The organism is Sphingobacterium corticis, from assembly GCF_042684745.1.
Taxonomy (GTDB): Bacteria; Bacteroidota; Bacteroidia; order Sphingobacteriales; family Sphingobacteriaceae; genus Sphingobacterium; species Sphingobacterium corticis.
In genome coordinates this window covers 683,819-699,478 of sequence record NZ_JBHUMA010000004.1, presented here as the reverse complement: position 1 = coordinate 699,478, position 15,660 = coordinate 683,819, and the positions used below count along the sequence as shown (strand labels likewise).

Annotated in this window: 16 protein-coding genes; 10 read left to right on the top strand and 6 right to left on the bottom strand. The window is 42.8% G+C overall.

Annotated features, from left to right (window positions below; all coding sequences use genetic code 11):
* Positions 1 to 12: 12 nt before the first annotated feature.
* Positions 13 to 789 (bottom strand): biotin--[acetyl-CoA-carboxylase] ligase, encoded by a 777-nt coding sequence (locus ACFSQ3_RS04355; RefSeq protein WP_380867857.1) that lies wholly within the window; start codon positions 787 to 789, stop codon positions 13 to 15.
* Between the two features lie 45 nt (positions 790 to 834).
* Here ACFSQ3_RS04355 and rsfS point away from each other — a divergent pair, with 45 nt between their 5' ends.
* From rsfS to ACFSQ3_RS04335, 4 genes are all read left to right on the top strand, one after another.
* Positions 835 to 1,209, top strand: a complete 375-nt coding sequence (rsfS, locus tag ACFSQ3_RS04350) for a ribosome silencing factor (RefSeq protein WP_380867855.1) — start codon at positions 835 to 837, stop codon at positions 1,207 to 1,209.
* Positions 1,210 to 1,248: 39 nt separating this feature from the next.
* Positions 1,249 to 3,327: an ATP-dependent zinc metalloprotease FtsH gene (ftsH, locus tag ACFSQ3_RS04345; RefSeq protein WP_380867853.1), complete on the top strand. Its 2,079-nt coding sequence runs from the start codon at positions 1,249 to 1,251 to the stop codon at positions 3,325 to 3,327.
* Positions 3,328 to 3,394: 67 nt separating this feature from the next.
* A complete protein-coding gene (locus tag ACFSQ3_RS04340) occupies positions 3,395 to 4,042 on the top strand; it encodes a LutC/YkgG family protein (RefSeq protein ID WP_380867851.1) in 648 nt (215 codons plus the stop codon).
* A 3-nt stretch (positions 4,043 to 4,045) separates the two neighbouring features.
* Complete coding sequence (locus tag ACFSQ3_RS04335) at positions 4,046 to 4,681, top strand: rhomboid family intramembrane serine protease (RefSeq protein ID WP_380867849.1); 636 nt, start codon at positions 4,046 to 4,048, stop codon at positions 4,679 to 4,681.
* On the opposite strand, the gene ACFSQ3_RS04330 is transcribed toward ACFSQ3_RS04335, so the two are convergent.
* Positions 4,678 to 6,219 (bottom strand): YifB family Mg chelatase-like AAA ATPase, encoded by a 1,542-nt coding sequence (locus ACFSQ3_RS04330; protein ID WP_380867847.1) that lies wholly within the window; start codon positions 6,217 to 6,219, stop codon positions 4,678 to 4,680. The genes ACFSQ3_RS04335 and ACFSQ3_RS04330 overlap by 4 nt on opposite strands.
* 183 nt (positions 6,220 to 6,402) lie before the next feature.
* Here ACFSQ3_RS04330 and ACFSQ3_RS04325 point away from each other — a divergent pair, with 183 nt between their 5' ends.
* From ACFSQ3_RS04325 to ACFSQ3_RS04315, 3 genes are all read left to right on the top strand, one after another.
* Positions 6,403 to 6,672: a YtxH domain-containing protein gene (locus ACFSQ3_RS04325; RefSeq protein ID WP_380867844.1), complete on the top strand. Its 270-nt coding sequence runs from the start codon at positions 6,403 to 6,405 to the stop codon at positions 6,670 to 6,672.
* A gap of 106 nt (positions 6,673 to 6,778) precedes the next feature.
* Positions 6,779 to 7,258 carry a hypothetical protein gene (locus tag ACFSQ3_RS04320; RefSeq protein ID WP_380867842.1) on the top strand — a complete coding sequence of 160 codons (480 nt, stop codon included), beginning with the start codon at positions 6,779 to 6,781 and terminating at the stop codon, positions 7,256 to 7,258.
* Positions 7,230 to 7,769, top strand: coding sequence for a hypothetical protein (locus ACFSQ3_RS04315; protein WP_380867840.1), 540 nt, complete (start codon positions 7,230 to 7,232; stop codon positions 7,767 to 7,769). Before ACFSQ3_RS04320 ends, ACFSQ3_RS04315 begins: the two co-directional genes overlap by 29 nt.
* An 81-nt stretch (positions 7,770 to 7,850) precedes the next feature.
* Here ACFSQ3_RS04315 and fcl read toward each other — a convergent pair whose 3' ends face one another.
* Complete coding sequence (gene fcl, locus ACFSQ3_RS04310) at positions 7,851 to 8,789, bottom strand: GDP-L-fucose synthase (protein WP_380867838.1); 939 nt, start codon at positions 8,787 to 8,789, stop codon at positions 7,851 to 7,853.
* 92 nt (positions 8,790 to 8,881) lie between these two features.
* On the opposite strand from fcl, the gene trmB reads away from it, so the two are divergent.
* Positions 8,882 to 9,532, top strand: coding sequence for a tRNA (guanosine(46)-N7)-methyltransferase TrmB (trmB, locus tag ACFSQ3_RS04305; protein ID WP_380867836.1), 651 nt, complete (start codon positions 8,882 to 8,884; stop codon positions 9,530 to 9,532).
* A 32-nt stretch (positions 9,533 to 9,564) separates the two neighbouring features.
* On the opposite strand, the gene ACFSQ3_RS04300 is transcribed toward trmB, so the two are convergent.
* Both ACFSQ3_RS04300 and truA read right to left on the bottom strand, forming a co-directional pair.
* The gene (locus ACFSQ3_RS04300) at positions 9,565 to 11,328 is read right to left on the bottom strand and encodes an ABC transporter ATP-binding protein (RefSeq protein WP_380867833.1); all 1,764 of its coding nucleotides are present in this window, start codon (positions 11,326 to 11,328) and stop codon (positions 9,565 to 9,567) included.
* Positions 11,325 to 12,095, bottom strand: a complete 771-nt coding sequence (gene truA / locus ACFSQ3_RS04295) for a tRNA pseudouridine(38-40) synthase TruA (RefSeq protein ID WP_380867831.1) — start codon at positions 12,093 to 12,095, stop codon at positions 11,325 to 11,327. The genes ACFSQ3_RS04300 and truA overlap by 4 nt, the downstream gene beginning before the upstream one ends.
* Positions 12,096 to 12,208: 113 nt before the next feature.
* On the opposite strand from truA, the gene ACFSQ3_RS04290 reads away from it, so the two are divergent.
* Positions 12,209 to 13,261, top strand: coding sequence for a sugar phosphate isomerase/epimerase family protein (locus ACFSQ3_RS04290; protein ID WP_380867828.1), 1,053 nt, complete (start codon positions 12,209 to 12,211; stop codon positions 13,259 to 13,261).
* Between the two features lie 9 nt (positions 13,262 to 13,270).
* Positions 13,271 to 14,155, top strand: a complete 885-nt coding sequence (locus ACFSQ3_RS04285; protein ID WP_380867826.1) for a 1,4-dihydroxy-6-naphthoate synthase — start codon at positions 13,271 to 13,273, stop codon at positions 14,153 to 14,155.
* Here the strand turns inward: ACFSQ3_RS04285 and ACFSQ3_RS04280 are convergent.
* Positions 14,152 to 15,579 carry an L-serine ammonia-lyase gene (locus ACFSQ3_RS04280; protein ID WP_380867825.1) on the bottom strand — a complete coding sequence of 476 codons (1,428 nt, stop codon included), beginning with the start codon at positions 15,577 to 15,579 and terminating at the stop codon, positions 14,152 to 14,154. The genes ACFSQ3_RS04285 and ACFSQ3_RS04280 overlap by 4 nt on opposite strands.
* Positions 15,580 to 15,660: the final 81 nt, after the last annotated feature.

The window sequence follows — 15,660 nt, the reverse complement described above, 5'->3', positions numbered from 1 at the left end:
AAATATAGCGTTTTACAAATTTTCTTCGATCGATACTTCTTTAAATCGGAACGTTTGGATGGCTTTCCCGTCATCGATATGTAAAATCCCATCACAATCGGCATGTAATATTTTACCTCGAAAGCGTTCTGTGCCCGCCCTAAAGGATACATCCACATTCTTTTTATACAATTTGTCGTTATAATCTGCTAGGAGCGCTTCGGGCGAATGCCATTGCATTTCGTAACGTCGGCGAATAAACACCATTAGCTCCCGACAATATTCGAGCATTCCTTTTTCGGGTAAATTGGGTTGATGTGTTTTTAGCGAAGTGGCGCGTTGCGCGACGTCTTTAGGAAACTGTTCTTGCAAGATGTTAATCCCGATACCGACGATACTGTGTTTAACCGTTTTGCCTTGTAACGTGTTTTCAATCAGTATTCCACACGTTTTTTTATCTCCTAACATGATGTCGTTCGGCCATTTTATTTTAACATCATCTGTGTATCGTCGAAACCAATCGTATACGCCTAAACTAATCCATGTTTGAATAATGAAAACATCTGCGATTGACAGTTGTTTAGGAAACAAAATGAAGCTAAACGTTAAGCTCTTTTCCGCGTCACTGTGGAAGCTGTTGTCACGTTGCCCACGGCCATTCGTTTGGTGTTTTGCCATAATGGCAGTAAAATTATCGCGTGGCGTGAAATTTGAAGCTTGAGCTTTGAGTAGGTCGTTCGTAGATGTGGTTTCCTCTACGATTATTATGTTCTGGTCGGCGAAATCTCCCGGAAATATGTTATTTTGCAAAAGAATAAAATTGAGTGACTTGCTTCAAAAGTAGAATATTTTTTAATGAGTAAAAACAAAAAATCGTTATCGCCCGAGAAGCTGGCAGATATTGTCGTGTTAGGGATGCAGGAGAAAAAAGGGAACGAAATTGTACGACTGGATATGCGAGAAGTAAACGGTTCGGTTTCCGATTATTTTGTAATCTGCCATGCCGATTCCAATGTACAGGTGAATGCCATTGCCAACAGTGTCGAAGAAGAAGTTTACAAAGCTTTCGGTCAAGATCCTTGGCGCAAAGAAGGCCAGGGCAATGGAGAATGGATTTTATTGGATTTTGTAGATGTGGTGGTACACATTTTCAAAACGGACAAACGTAATCATTACGGTATAGAAGATTTGTGGGGTGACGCCGTAGTGCAAGCTTATCAAAGTGCCTAATAAAGGAGACGAATTTGCGTCTCGATTTTAATGTAGAAAATGAAGAAAATTCCGAATAAAAAAATTACCCCGATGCCACCAAAGTTCAGCATGATCTGGATTTGGATTGCGATGATCATTGGCTTTATAGGTTTACAGTATTTTTTCCGTGCGGAGCCATCCAAGCGAATTACTTATAGAGAATTCGAGACGAAGATGTTGATTCCTGGGGATGTGGACAAACTGGTTGCTTATAAGAACAACGATTTGTTGGAGGTTGAAGTATATATCAAAAAAGATAAGCTGAAGGAAGACGACAAATACAAAGATGTAGCGCCGCGCGACAACGCTTTGACGTTTAGCCCTAATGTCGGTCCGCAGTATTTGTTCACCGAGCCATCTGCTGAAATTCTTGAAGCGAAATTGAAAACTTCGCAGGACAGTTTGGCGAGCGCACAACCAGAAGTTTCAGTGAACTACGAAGATCGCTCTAATCCATGGGCGGGCTGGATTGTTTCCTTCATCCTTCCGCTGGTGATTTTAGTTGCACTGTGGATGTTCTTGATGCGCCGCATGAGCGGTGGCGGAGCTGGGGGCGGCGGCCAATTATTCAACATTGGCAAATCTAAAGCGCAGCTATTCGATAAGGAATCGCAAATCAACATTACATTCAACGATGTAGCGGGATTGGAAGAAGCGAAAACCGAAGTCATGGAGATCGTTGACTTCTTAAAGAATCCAAAGAAATACACCGATTTAGGCGGTAAAATTCCAAAAGGCGCATTGCTTGTTGGCCCTCCAGGAACAGGTAAAACTTTATTGGCGAAAGCGGTAGCTGGTGAAGCGCAAGTTCCATTCTTCTCGCTATCCGGTTCGGATTTCGTGGAAATGTTTGTCGGAGTTGGAGCTTCGCGTGTTCGCGATTTGTTTAAACAAGCGAAGGAGAAAGCGCCATGTATTATCTTCATCGATGAGATTGATGCGATCGGTCGTGCTCGCGGCAAGAATTCCGTGATGGGTGGAAACGACGAACGTGAAAATACATTAAACCAGTTATTGGTGGAGATGGATGGTTTCGGAACCAACGTTGGTGTTATCATTTTGGCAGCAACGAACCGTTTGGATGTATTGGATCAAGCTTTATTGCGTCCAGGACGTTTTGATCGTCAGATTTCGATCGATAAACCGGATTTAATCGGTCGTGAACATATTTTCAATGTGCATTTGAAGCCACTAAAATTGGCAGAAGAAGTTGATGCGAAAAAGTTATCGGCGCAAACGCCAGGTTTTGCGGGTGCGGAAATTGCTAACGTTTGTAATGAAGCGGCTTTGATCGCTGCGCGTAAAAACAAGCCGGCGATTGATATGCAGGATTTCCAAGATGCGGTCGATCGTGTGATCGGTGGATTGGAAAAGAAAAACAAAATTATCTCACCAGAAGAAAAGAAAATCGTTGCTTACCACGAAGCTGGGCACGCTATTGCGGGTTGGTTCTTGGAGCACGCTGATCCTTTGGTGAAAGTTTCGATCGTTCCTCGTGGTGTAGCTGCTTTGGGTTATGCGCAGTATTTACCGAAAGAGCAATTTTTGTACACTACAGAGCAATTATTTGACAGTATGTCGATGACGTTAGGTGGTCGTGTTGCGGAAGATATTACATTCGGACGCATCAGTACCGGAGCGCAAAACGACTTGGAACGAATCACACAGTTGGCTTATGCTATGGTGGCGGTTTATGGTATGAACGATAAAGTCGGTAACATTTCCTTCCGCGATGGATCGGGTGATGCACAGTTCCAAAAGCCATATTCTGATCAAACTGCCGAGTTGATCGATGTGGAGGTACGAAATATGATTTCAACAGTTTATGATCGTACGAAGCAATTGCTATTAGATAAACAAGAAGGCTTGGTCAAGGTAGCAGAAAAATTATTGGAGAAAGAAATCTTGTTCCAATCGGATTTGGAAGATTTGCTTGGAAAGCGACCATTTGCTAATCGAACGACGTATGAGGAGTTTGTGAATGGTGGTGTTGATGGTGGTGGTGTTCCGCAAACGGATCTGCAATTGCCGCCGATTCAGGATGATATCAAGAATACAGAAGAAACCGAAGATAATAAGCCAAGCAACGAGCAATAATTGCTTCTGACACAATACATTTTATAGGTGCAGCGAATGAAAATGCGCTGCACCTTTTTTATAAACTATGAATATTCGCAACACCACCGCTAAAGAAAAGATGCTCAAGCAAATCCGGCAGGCATTGTTACATAAGCGTGACAACCCATATCCTGATTTTGAAGATGCTCCTTTTTATCCGGATGCTGAGGAAGCGTTGGACGTGGCATTTGCGAATGAGTTCACGGCACTAGGCGGTCATTTCATTTACTGTGACGGCGAAGTAGATTTAGTGGAAAATTTGGTGGAATTGGTCGAGAAGATTTCCGTTTCCAAAATTGCAGTTTGGGAACCTCAACTTCAGCGCTTTTTAGATCAATATGGATTTCCTTACCTCCGAGGTGATAATCAGTTGGATGAAATTGAAGTTGGATTAACATCTTGCGAAGCATTAATTGCGCGCAGCGGAAGTATTCTGCTTTCGAATGCGAGTCCTTCTGGAAGAAGGTTGAGTATTTACCCGCCCATCCACATCGTTTTTGCTACCGCATCTCAGTTGGTTATGGATTTGAAACACGCATTGAGGCATGTGCGGGATCGGTATCCAAACGGATTGCCCTCCATGCTTACCGCGGTAACGGGAACAAGTTATAGCAACGCCATCGGTTACACGCCGATAGCCGGCGGACATGGTCCTGAACAATTGTATTTATTTTTGACTGAAGATAGATTCTAAAATATGTTGACCGATTACATCCAAAATACACCAATAGCCAGTTTTATATTTGCGCTAACTGTCGGATTGAGCATTTATGCTTTCTCTAATCCTCAGCTTTATGGTAAAATGATGTTGCACCCGTACACTGTTTATCGAGATAGAAGCAAATGGGGAATGATCATTACGAGCGGTTTGATTCATAAGGATTGGTCGCATTTGTTGTTCAACATGATCACCTTTTATTTCTTCGGCTTCGCTTTAGAATCTTTATTAGTGGCGCAAAGTGGACCAATTGGTCATTTGTATTTCGGTGGAATTTATGTTATTGCTTTGGTGTTGAGTGATATTCCTACGATTCTCCAGCAAAAGGATAATTACGGTTACAACAGTTTGGGAGCTTCGGGTGCGATCAGTGCCATCCTGTTCAGCTTTATTTTGTTTTACCCAAAAACAATGCTGTACATTTTCTTCGCCATTCCGATCCCGGCTTTCGTGTTTGGATTTTTGTATTTAGGGTATTGTATTTGGGCATCCAAAAACGCACGCGATGGCATCAATCACGATGCACATTTATTTGGTGCGTTAACTGGATTAGTGCTAACTATTTTATTGTATCCTTGGGTATTAACCCATTTCGCTTCGCAATTCGGGTTTTAAGAAGCCCAATCTGCTCTGTCCAAACTGCGGTATTGAATGGCTTCCGCGATATGTTGCGGTTGGATATTGTCGCAGGCCTCCATATCCGCGAGCGTTCTTGCTACTTTCAAAATTCGATCGTAGGCACGTGCAGAAAGTCCGAGTCGTTCCATCGCTGATTTCAATAGATGTCTACTATCTTCGTCTAATTGACAAACTTTTCGCATCCAAGATGCGCTCATCTGAGCATTGCTATAGATATCAGGTTGTCCCGAAAATCGATTTTCTTGAATGATTCTTGTTTTGGTTACGCGTTCTCGAATGACACTGCTTTGCTCAGATCGGCTGTTTGTCCGACTCAAATCTTTAAACGGAACGGGCGTGACTTCCACATGTAGATCTATACGATCCATCAATGGTCCCGATACCTTGCTTAAATAACGTTGAACCATTTGTGGGCTACATAAGCAAGCTTTTTCGGGATGGTTGTAATAGCCACACGGACAAGGATTCATAGACGCTATCAGCATGAAGCTTGCTGGATATTCTACACTAAACTTCGCTCTGGAAATACTTATGCTGCGAGATTCCAATGGCTGCCGCATCACTTCAAGCACATTTCTCGCAAACTCTGGGAGTTCATCCAGAAACAATACGCCATGATGAGCCAAAGATATTTCGCCCGGTTGCGGATAAGTGCCGCCGCCGACAAGCGCGATATTAGATATGGTATGGTGAGGCGCTTGAAATGGACGGCTAGTTAAAATTGGGGTTCCGGCAGGAAGTCGTCCCGCGACTGAATGTATTTTAGTAGTTTCCAGTGACTCCTCTAAGGTGAGGGGAGGAAGGATAGTAGGTAATCGTTTTGCCAACATCGTTTTCCCTGCGCCGGGTGGACCGATCAACATAACATTGTGTCCACCTGCAGCTGCAATTTCCAGTGCGCGTTTTATATTCTCTTGACCTTGTACATCAGAAAAATCCATATCAGACGTTTGGAGTTGACGTGCGAACTCTAACTGGATGTCTACGGTCGTAGGTTTTATATTCTCTTCTCCTTCCAATAGCGCGATTACCTCTTTCAGATTTGATGCACCATAGACATTCAGGCCACTAACAATTGCCGCTTCTGGCGCGTTCGATTTTGGTAATATAATTCCTTTGAATCCATCTTCTTTAGCTTGTAAAGCTGTCGGAAGCACGCCGCGAACATGTTGCAAAGAACTATCTAGCGATAATTCTCCTAAGATCAAAAACTCTTCTAAATGCGTTGGATTAATTTGTCCGGATGCGGCAAGGATAGCAATGGCGATTGAAAGGTCGTACGTGGAGCCTTCCTTGCGAAGATCCGCCGGAAACATATTTACAACAATCTTCTGTCGAGGCATTCGTAGGCCGATCGATACAATAGCACTCTCTACGCGTTGTAAACTTTCGCGAACGGCATTGTCCGGCAAGCCGACGATATAGTACTTCGTTCCAGGCGAAACATTTACTTCAACTCCAACCGTCGTCGCAATAATACCTTGGCAAGCGCTACTGTAGGTTTTTACCAGCATATCTATAATTTAGGTGTACTGTAAAGATAATAAAAATGAAAATATTATTCGTTTAAAGATAAATTATTTATTTTTATGGGTATGTTTTCAAATAGGCATAGATGCTAACAAACACTTTAATATTTTTACTGTTATCAACATATAATCAAAATCGTATTAGACATTTTTAAAATAATTGGACACATGAAATCTAGCGGAAAAGTTTTAACAGCATTATTGACAGGTTTGGCAGCGGGTACAGTATTAGGGATATTGTTTGCGCCTGAAAAAGGTTCTGAAACACGCGACAAGCTAAATGAATCTTTAGCAGATCTTGGAGATGCCATTAAAGAACGTGCGGAAGAGCAGATGGATCAATTGAGCGAGCTTCGTGAGAAACTTGTCGCATCTTTAAAGTCCAAAGCTTCTAAAGTAGAAGATATCGTCGACGAAGAAATAGAAGAGCACGCATAGTCGTACTTTCTTCTATTTGCAACATATACACACAATTAAACTGATTTCGGAAATAAACTGAGCTTCGAACTAAGCTATTGGTGTTTCCGTGAGATAATATTGCATAATGGATCAAAAGTTCTCCTTTTCAGGATCGCTGAAAAAGCTTAAAGAATATGTAGATAGCCAACTGGAGTTGGTAAAGCTGCGTGCAATAGCACGCGGATCACGCATCATTGCGTCACTTGTTATCGACGTTAGTAAAATATTGCTTGCTTTGCTAGTGGTGTTTTTCTTAGCGATGGCCTTAGCATTCTATCTTGGGCAGCTGTTCAATAATTATGCATTAGGATTTTTAGCTGCTGGAGGTGTTTTCGCTTTGATAATTTTGCTAATCAATCTTACGAAAGGCAAACTAGAGTTGGTGTTGATGGACATCACCATTCGTAAAACTTTAGGAAAATGGCACGAGGAAGATGATCACTTGGAGGAAGATAGATTAACGCGATTAAAGAAAAAGGTGGCGAAGGCGGAGAAAGAAGCTTCTGAAATTAAGCAAGAAATTGAAAATATTGAAGATGAACACGAACAAACAGCTCAGAAATAGAATCTCTAACGTAGACGATTTGCTAACGGAAATCGATCGTATCAGTGCACTTCGCGATGAGCAAGAACTCTATTTAGGGACGCAGTTTAAGCTATTGAAGCATAAGGTAGAGGCGCCAGTTAGGTTTATCAACATGGTCACTGCGCACATTCCAGGTGTCAATCGTGTGCGTGACGTTGTATCGTCTATCTCTTCCAATGCAACTAAAAGTCCAGAAAAATCGGATTGGTTGACCAAAATTTTACGTCTTGCGACGCCATTAGTTTTGAATAGAACACTTCTGAAAAACGCTGGTTGGTTTAAAAAGGCTGTAGTTACAGTTGCTTCCGAAACGGCCGTTTCGCAGGTAAGTCAAAGTAGTATTTCTAACGCAGTAGCTGGTATCGCCAATTTCATTCGCCCTAAAAAGAAATCGCTAAAGAAGGGCGTTATGAATACCGGTAATATTACGGCAGAAGAGGCCGTAGAGGCCAACAAGTACGGAATACCAAAGGATAGCGAGGCCTATTAGTAAATAATTTACACTAAAATTATCTATCGCATCCTATATATTTAGCTAAAACATAAAGCCTGCTACAGCAGGCTTTATGTTTTAGCTAAACGATTTTAACTTCTCTAAAAAATCTTGATAGGCTAATTTTATGCCATCGCGAATCGAAGTTTTATGCTTCCAGCCTAATGCGTGTAATTTACTGACATCCATTAATTTGCGTGGTGTGCCATCTGGCTTGCTATCATCATAACGGAGTTGACCTTCGTAACCGATAATTTCTTTGATCAGCGCAGCTAAATTTTTGATGCTTAAATCTTCCCCGACGCCGATATTTAAAAAGCCAGATTCGTTATAATTTTCCATCAGAAAAACACAAGCCTCCGCCAAATCATCCGCATATAGAAATTCGCGTAATGGCGTCCCTGAACCCCAAATGACGACTTCCGGCAGTCCTTTTTCCTTCGCCTCGTGGAAACGCCGAATTAATGCAGGTAGCACATGCGAATTTTCTGGATGATAGTTGTCGTTGATACCGTATAAATTGGTCGGCATCACGGAAATAAAATTACATCCGTATTGAGCGCGATAAGCTTCGCACATTTTTATTCCAGCAATTTTGGCAATAGCGTATGGCTCGTTCGTTGGCTCTAGCAATCCTGTCAACAACGAATCTTCTTTCAATGGTTGTGGTGCCATTTTGGGATAAATGCAAGATGAGCCCAAGAACATCAGTTTTTTGACACCGTGCACATGCGATTGATGGATAACATTATTTTGGATGGCTAAATTCTCGTAGATGAAATCAGCGCGGTAGGTATTATTGGCAACAATACCTCCTACTTTTGCAGCTGCGAGAAATACATATTCGGGGTTTTCTTCACTGAAAAAACTGGTTACTGCTTGCTGATCACGTAAGTCCAATTCTTTGGAAGTTCGCGTAACGATGTTGTCAAATCCTTGCGCCAGCAAATGACGATGAATAGCCGATCCGACCATCCCGCGATGTCCGGCAACGTATATTTTAGCACTTTTTTCCACGTAATTTTATCTTGATTTCGCTATAGTACAAATATAAGGTTAATTTTGCGGTTCGACAGCGGGCGGTGTTTTGCTGAAAGTTATACAACACAATGGGTAAAGATAAGTTAAGAAAATTCGCGGAGGTTGCTACGTTTAAAAATGTAGTGCAATTGGATGCGGGTAAAGATTATAAAGGGCAATGGGCCAAAGAACTTTTCGGTAACGATAAGCCGATCATTTTGGAACTGGCTTGTGGAAAAGGCGAATACACGGTCAATCTGGCGAAGAAATTTCCGGACACCAATTTCATTGGTGTGGATTTTAAAGGCAATCGCATTTGGCGCGGAGCGAAAACGGCGTTGGAAGAAGGGATTGAAAACGTAGGGTTTTTACGCATCCAAATCGAAAGCATTTTGGAACATTTTGCTGAAAGTGAAGTTTCACAAATTTGGATTACTTTTCCAGATCCCCAACCGCAAGATAGCCGCATTAAGAAGCGTTTAACAAATCCACGATTCTTGGAAAAATACAAAACGATCATGAAAGATCGTGGCGTCATGCATTTGAAAACCGATAACGACGATTTTTACGCATATACGCTGGAACAAATTGAAGCAGGAAATATGCCAATTTTGCGACAAACTACCGATTTGTATAAATCAGATTTAGTTGACGATGTATTGTCCATTAAAACGTATTACGAAAAGAAATACTTAGCGGACGATAAAAACATCAATTACGTGCAGTGGCAATTTGTTTAGCACGTTCTTATGATTCTGCGGGGTATTCTAAACTATAATCCCGCAGAATTAAACTGTAAATCGTACAGTTTTTTGTATGCGCCATCTTGCGCTAAAAGCTGTTGGTGCGAACCAATCTCCAACATTTCTCCTTTTTCCAAAACGATAATCTTGTTTGCTCGCTGAATCGTCGACAATCGGTGTGCGATTACAATTGCCGTGCGGCCGTCCATCAAATTTTCAATCGCAGATTGAATTAACTGCTCGGTTTCCGTATCCACAGAAGAAGTCGCTTCATCCAAAATCAAAATTTTTGGATCATGGACCAATGCACGAATAAAGGAAATAAGCTGACCTTGTCCGGCAGATAGCGTGGATCCGCGCTCTTGTACCTGATAATCGTAACCTTGCGGCAAGCGCTGAATGAAATCGTGAGCGCCAACTTTTTTCGCAGCATCCACGATAGCATCCATAGAAATCGACGAATCGTGCAGATTGATATTGTGTAAAATAGAATCCGAAAACAAGAAAACATCTTGCAGCACGGTCGATATTGTTCTTCGCAAATACGCTAAGTCATACTCGCGAATATCTACCCCATCCAACAAAATTTGTCCGCGTTGTATTTCGTAAAATCGACTCAGGATATTGATGGTGGAAGATTTACCCGCGCCAGTGGCACCAACTAAAGCAAGTGTTTCGCCCGGCTCCACCACGAAACTGATATCTTTCAACACCCATTTCTCGTCGTTGTAAGCAAACCATACATTTTTGAATTCTATCTTCCCGCGTACGTTTTCTGGCTGATAATTACCTTCATCCGGGGTGAATTCATTGGTGTCCAACACATCAAAAATACGCTCCGCAGAAACCATCCCCATTTGTAGCGTATTGAACTTGTCGATCAATTCGCGAATCGGGCGGAAAATCATGTTGATGTACATCAAAAACGCGACAACAACACCCGGCGAAATAACATCACCTAGAATCTGTTTTGAACCGTACCAAACCAGTAAACCTGTAGCTAACGCCAAAATAATTTCCAAGACTGGAAAGAAGATGGAAAAGTACCAGTTCGCACGGATATGGGCATTCCGATGTTCTGCATTGATTTCCTTAAACTTGCGCATTTCCTGCTCTTCGCGAGCAAAATACTGGATAATTGCCATCCCGGAAATATGCTCTTGCAAAAAAGTATTCAGGTTGGAAACCCAAGTTCGCACGCTTTGGAAAGCGGATTTCATTGCTTCTTTGAAAATGTATGTTGCAGCGATCATCAACGGCATCGGAATCAAAATGACCAAGGTCAACCTCCAGTCGGTATAAAACATTACCAATAGAATGACGACCAATTGCAATAAATCACCAATAATTTGGATCAATCCTTCAGAGAAAATGTTAGCAATGGTTTCCAAATCGGAAATCGTACGTGTAATTAATCTACCAATAGGCGTATTATCAAAGTATTTCAACCGAAGGTTGGTAATGTGTTCAAACACTTGAATACGAATATCGCGGATAACGGATTGCCCTAATGTATTCGTCATCAAGGTATGGAAATAGCGGATTATCGTTTGTAAAACCAGTAATCCGATCATGGCGAACAGCATATTAGACAATCCTGAGGTGTTTCCAGAAAGGATGTATTTATCCACCGTATGCTCGACGAGCATCGGCAAAGCTGGAGCCACCGCAGCTAACAAAATCGTCAGCACAACGGAAATCCAAAACACTTTTTTGTACGGCCGGATGTATTTCGCTAACCGACTTAATAATTTGCTGTCGTATGCTTTTCCGGTAATCTCTTCTTTTTTCACGATGTTATATCGATATATGGGTAGATAACTTTTGTAAGATAAAGTCCGCAGGCAGGAACAGAAACGCCGGCGCGTGCGCGATCCTGACTGGCGATCACTTCGGCAACATGTTCAATGGGTTTTCCTTTCATGCCCACTTCTAGTAATGTGCCAACAATTGCGCGCACCATGTTGCGTAGAAAGCGATCTGCTGTTACATGAAAAATCAATCGGTCGCCGATTTCTTCCCAACGGGCTTCCGTTACGGTGCAAATGTTTGTAAATACCTGCGTATGCGCTTTACTGAATGAACCAAAATCCTGTTTTCCCAATAATTGCTGAGCGGCGATGTTCATTTTTTCTACATCCGGGCGATCCCGAAAATAGCTGGAAGCTTCATGGAGGAAAGGATTCTTCTGGGTATGAATGTGGTATTCGTACGAGCGCGATGTAGCATCAAAACGTGCGTGCGCATCAGCGTGCACGGGAATCATTCGCTTCACGCTGATATCGTAAGGCAAAAGCGCATTAAATGCGTGCGTCAGTTTTACTAATTGCGCAGCTTCAGGAATTATGGGTAAATCCACGTGAACAAACAACTGTTTGGCATGCACTCCCGTATCCGTTCGTCCGGCTCCCGTCGTCTCAACATCCTGTCGTAACACGGTTTTCATAGCCTGATTCAGCTTTTCTTGCACCGATATCGCATTATCCTGCACCTGCCATCCATGGTAAGCCGTTCCTCGATAAGCGATCTCTAAAAAATAACGTTGGGAATCTGTTTGCACAGCACAAAGTTACGCAAATTTAGCTTGCATTAGGATGATCTATTCCATCCTTTGACGCTTCCGTGTCCAAAGATAAATTGCTATCTTTAACGTTCAAAATACAGCAAATCACCATGAAAACTATAAAAGGACCTGCGATATTTCTAGCGCAATTTATCGATCAATCAGCACCTTACAATACGTTGGAAAACATTTCTGCCTGGGCAAAATCATTGGGTTATGTCGGCGTGCAAGTTCCAACGAACGATCCGAACTTTTTCGATTTGAAGCAAGCAGCGGAAAGTAAGACCTATGCGGATGATATAAAAGGCAAATTGCAGGAAATTGGTGTAGAAATCACCGAACTTTCTACGCATTTGCAAGGTCAGTTGGTTGCGGTGCATCCTGCGTACGATCAATTGTTTGACGGATTTGCGCCGGCGGAAGTGCGCAATAATCCGAAAGCGCGGACGGCTTGGGCAATCGATCAACTAAAGTTGGCGGCGAAAGCTTCTCATAATTTGGGGTTGAATGCGCACGCCACATTCAGTGGTGCATTGCTTTGGCACATGGTTTACCCGTGGCCACAACGTCCTGCCGGTTTAGTGGAAACAGGATTTAAAGAATTGGCCGATCGCTGGCTTCCAATTTTGAATGAGTTTGATAAATATGGCGTTGATTTATGTTACGAGATTCACCCGGGCGAAGATTTGCACGACGGGGTTTCTTACGAACGCTTTTTAGACGCCGTCGACCAACATCCGCGTGCATGTTTGCTGTATGATCCATCGCATTTGCTCTTGCAAGGAATGGATTATCTTAGTTACATTGATCATTATCACGAGCGCATTAAAATGTTCCATGTGAAAGATGCGGAATTTAACCCGAACGGCAAGCAAGGCGTTTATGGAGGTTATAGCAATTGGTTGGAAAGAGCCGGACGTTTCCGTTCTTTGGGCGATGGTCAGGTGGATTTTAAATCGATCTTCAGCAAATTGGCCGGATATGATTACGATGGTTGGGCCGTGTTGGAATGGGAATGTGCAATTAAGAATAGCGTAGACGGAGCGACGGAAGGAGCGAAGTTTATTAAAGAGCATACGATCAAGGTTACTGAGCGTGCGTTCGACGATTTCGCATCAACGGGATCGGATGAAGATTTCAACCGAAAAGTTTTAGGCATATAATTGAATTCCATGAAATTAAGCCTTGGTTTTTCGCCTTGTCCGAACGATACGTTTATTTTCGATGCATTGATCCATCAAAAGATAGACACGAAAGGGCTATCTTTTGATGTGCAATATCAGGATGTAGAAACGTTGAACCAGCAAGCTTTCGCGCAAGAATTGGACATCACGAAATTAAGCTATCATGCCTTTGCGTACGCCGCGAAGGATTATGAGTTGTTGGACGCAGGTAGCGCTTTGGGATTTGGTGTCGGTCCATTGCTGATTACCAAAGATGCCGCGTTAGCCGAAGAGCTCGGAGCTTTGGCGGGCAAGGATTTGCCGGCTCATTTGGCGAAGCTACGGATTGCTATTCCCGGAAAGTTTACGACGGCTAATTTCTTGTTGGGGTTAGCTTATCCGCAACTTAAAGATAAAGTGGAATTGGTGTTTTCGGATATTGAAGATGCTGTTTTGAGCGGAAAGGTTGATGCAGGATTGATTATTCATGAAAATCGGTTTACCTATTACGAACGTGGATTATCAAAGATTCAGGATTTAGGTGAGTTTTGGGAAGGGAGCACTGGGTTTCCAATTCCGTTGGGAGGAATTGTTGTCCGTCGTTCCTTGCCGCAAGAAGTAAAATTGCAGATCAATCAACTGATCGCTGAAAGTGTACGTTTTGCATTTGCGAATCCAAAATCTAGCGCGGCGTATGTTCGTGAGCATGCACAAGAAATGGAAGAAGCGGTCATGTACAAGCATATAGAATTGTACGTGAACCAATATTCTGAAAATCTTGGTGAGCAAGGACGAAAAGCGGTGTCGTTTATGTTTAGCGAAGCAGAGCGTTTAGGACTAATTCCTATCGAAAATCAATCCTTGTTTCTAACTAACGATCAACAATTGGATTAACATTCTGGAAGGCTCAACGGTACTTTTACTGCTAATCCGCCATCGGCTGTTTCTTTGTACTTCACGTTCATATCCTGTGCGGTTTCCCACATGGTGCCAACCACCGCATCCAAACTTACTTTTGCTTTTTCGGGATTGGATTGTAAAGCAAGTTGCGCTGCGGTAATTGCTTTTATCGCGCCCATTGTATTGCGTTCGATGCACGGAATTTGCACTAAACCGCCGATCGGATCACAGGTTAATCCTAAATGATGCTCCATGGCAATTTCCGCTGCCATCAAAGCTTGGCGTTGCGAACCACCCAAACATTCTGTCAATGCACCTGCCGCCATCGCGGAAGAAACGCCGATTTCTGCTTGGCATCCGCCCATCGCAGCAGATATGGTAGCACCTTTTTTAAATATCGAACCTATTTCGGAAGCGGTAGCAATGAACTGAATAATTTTCTGTTCGCTGTACGCATCGTGAAAAGTGATGTAATATTGTAACACGGCAGGAATAACCCCAGCCGCGCCATTCGTTGGAGCGGTTACGACGCGTCCGAATGAGGCATTTTCTTCATTTACTGCTAACGCGAAACAGCTCACGCAATCCAATATATAGCCGAAATCTTTACCGCCTGCGCGGATTGCTGCTAACCAAGATTCGTAATCGTCGTAGCTGCGATCTTTGGTAATGCGTTTGCTCAATTTCGAAGCGCGGCGCTCCACTTGCAATCCGCCGGGCAATACACCCGTCGTGTGACAACCTTTATAAATACAATCTTTGATTGTCGAGAAAATTTGTAAAACGCCGGCGCGCGTGTCTTCTTCACTGCGCCAAGCTGTTTCGTTTTCCAATACCAATTCCGAAATTTTCAATCCGGTACGTCGACACCAAAATAACACATCTTCTGCGGTATCAATTTGAAAGGGCAAATCCAATTCAGAAGCGGAAGCCTGATCGTCGCTTTCTTGTACCACGAAACCTCCACCAATGGAATAATACGTTTCGCTGTGTGCACTTCCGTCTGCTAAAAATGCTTGAAATGTTACCGCGTTCGGATGAAAAGGTAGGCTTTCGTTGTACAAAAACAACATGTGATTGTTGTACTCAAATGCAACGGAATGCGTATTGCCTAAAATAAGTCTTTGGGAAGATTTGATGCGATCTACCTTAGGTAGCACGTCGTACACATCGAAAGTAACCGGATCATCGCCACTCAATCCCAATAAGATGGCGATATCTGTGCCGTGACCGACACCCGTTTTTGCTAACGAACCGTATAACAGCACGTTCACTTGCTGCACATTTTCCAAAACACCTCGCACGCGAAGCGCGTCTACAAATCGTTGTGCAGCGCGCCATGGTCCCAAAGTGTGAGAGCTGGATGGGCCGATGCCGATTTTGAACATGTCGAAGATGGAAATTTGTTCGCTAGCCATATAATTTTAAAAATATCACAAAAATAACGGATAAAACGCCTTCTTTTTTACTAAATGTGAAATATCGAAAAATTAGCTTTC

What these genes read in the sequence shown, in the direction of transcription:
- ACFSQ3_RS04320 (WP_380867842.1), top strand. Translation starts at nt 6,779, where the DNA reads ATGGATCAAAAGTTCTCCTTTTCAGGATCGCTGAAAAAGCTTAAAGAA.
- rsfS (WP_380867855.1), top strand. Translation starts at nt 835, where the DNA reads ATGAGTAAAAACAAAAAATCGTTATCGCCCGAGAAGCTGGCAGATATT.
- ftsH (WP_380867853.1), top strand. Translation starts at nt 1,249, where the DNA reads ATGAAGAAAATTCCGAATAAAAAAATTACCCCGATGCCACCAAAGTTC.
- ACFSQ3_RS04330 (WP_380867847.1), bottom strand. Translation starts at nt 6,219, where the DNA reads ATGCTGGTAAAAACCTACAGTAGCGCTTGCCAAGGTATTATTGCGACG.
- ACFSQ3_RS04340 (WP_380867851.1), top strand. Translation starts at nt 3,395, where the DNA reads ATGAATATTCGCAACACCACCGCTAAAGAAAAGATGCTCAAGCAAATC.
- ACFSQ3_RS04280 (WP_380867825.1), bottom strand. Translation starts at nt 15,579, where the DNA reads ATGGCTAGCGAACAAATTTCCATCTTCGACATGTTCAAAATCGGCATC.
- trmB (WP_380867836.1), top strand. Translation starts at nt 8,882, where the DNA reads ATGGGTAAAGATAAGTTAAGAAAATTCGCGGAGGTTGCTACGTTTAAA.
- ACFSQ3_RS04315 (WP_380867840.1), top strand. Translation starts at nt 7,230, where the DNA reads ATGAACACGAACAAACAGCTCAGAAATAGAATCTCTAACGTAGACGAT.
- ACFSQ3_RS04290 (WP_380867828.1), top strand. Translation starts at nt 12,209, where the DNA reads ATGAAAACTATAAAAGGACCTGCGATATTTCTAGCGCAATTTATCGAT.
- ACFSQ3_RS04285 (WP_380867826.1), top strand. Translation starts at nt 13,271, where the DNA reads ATGAAATTAAGCCTTGGTTTTTCGCCTTGTCCGAACGATACGTTTATT.
- ACFSQ3_RS04325 (WP_380867844.1), top strand. Translation starts at nt 6,403, where the DNA reads ATGAAATCTAGCGGAAAAGTTTTAACAGCATTATTGACAGGTTTGGCA.
- ACFSQ3_RS04335 (WP_380867849.1), top strand. Translation starts at nt 4,046, where the DNA reads ATGTTGACCGATTACATCCAAAATACACCAATAGCCAGTTTTATATTT.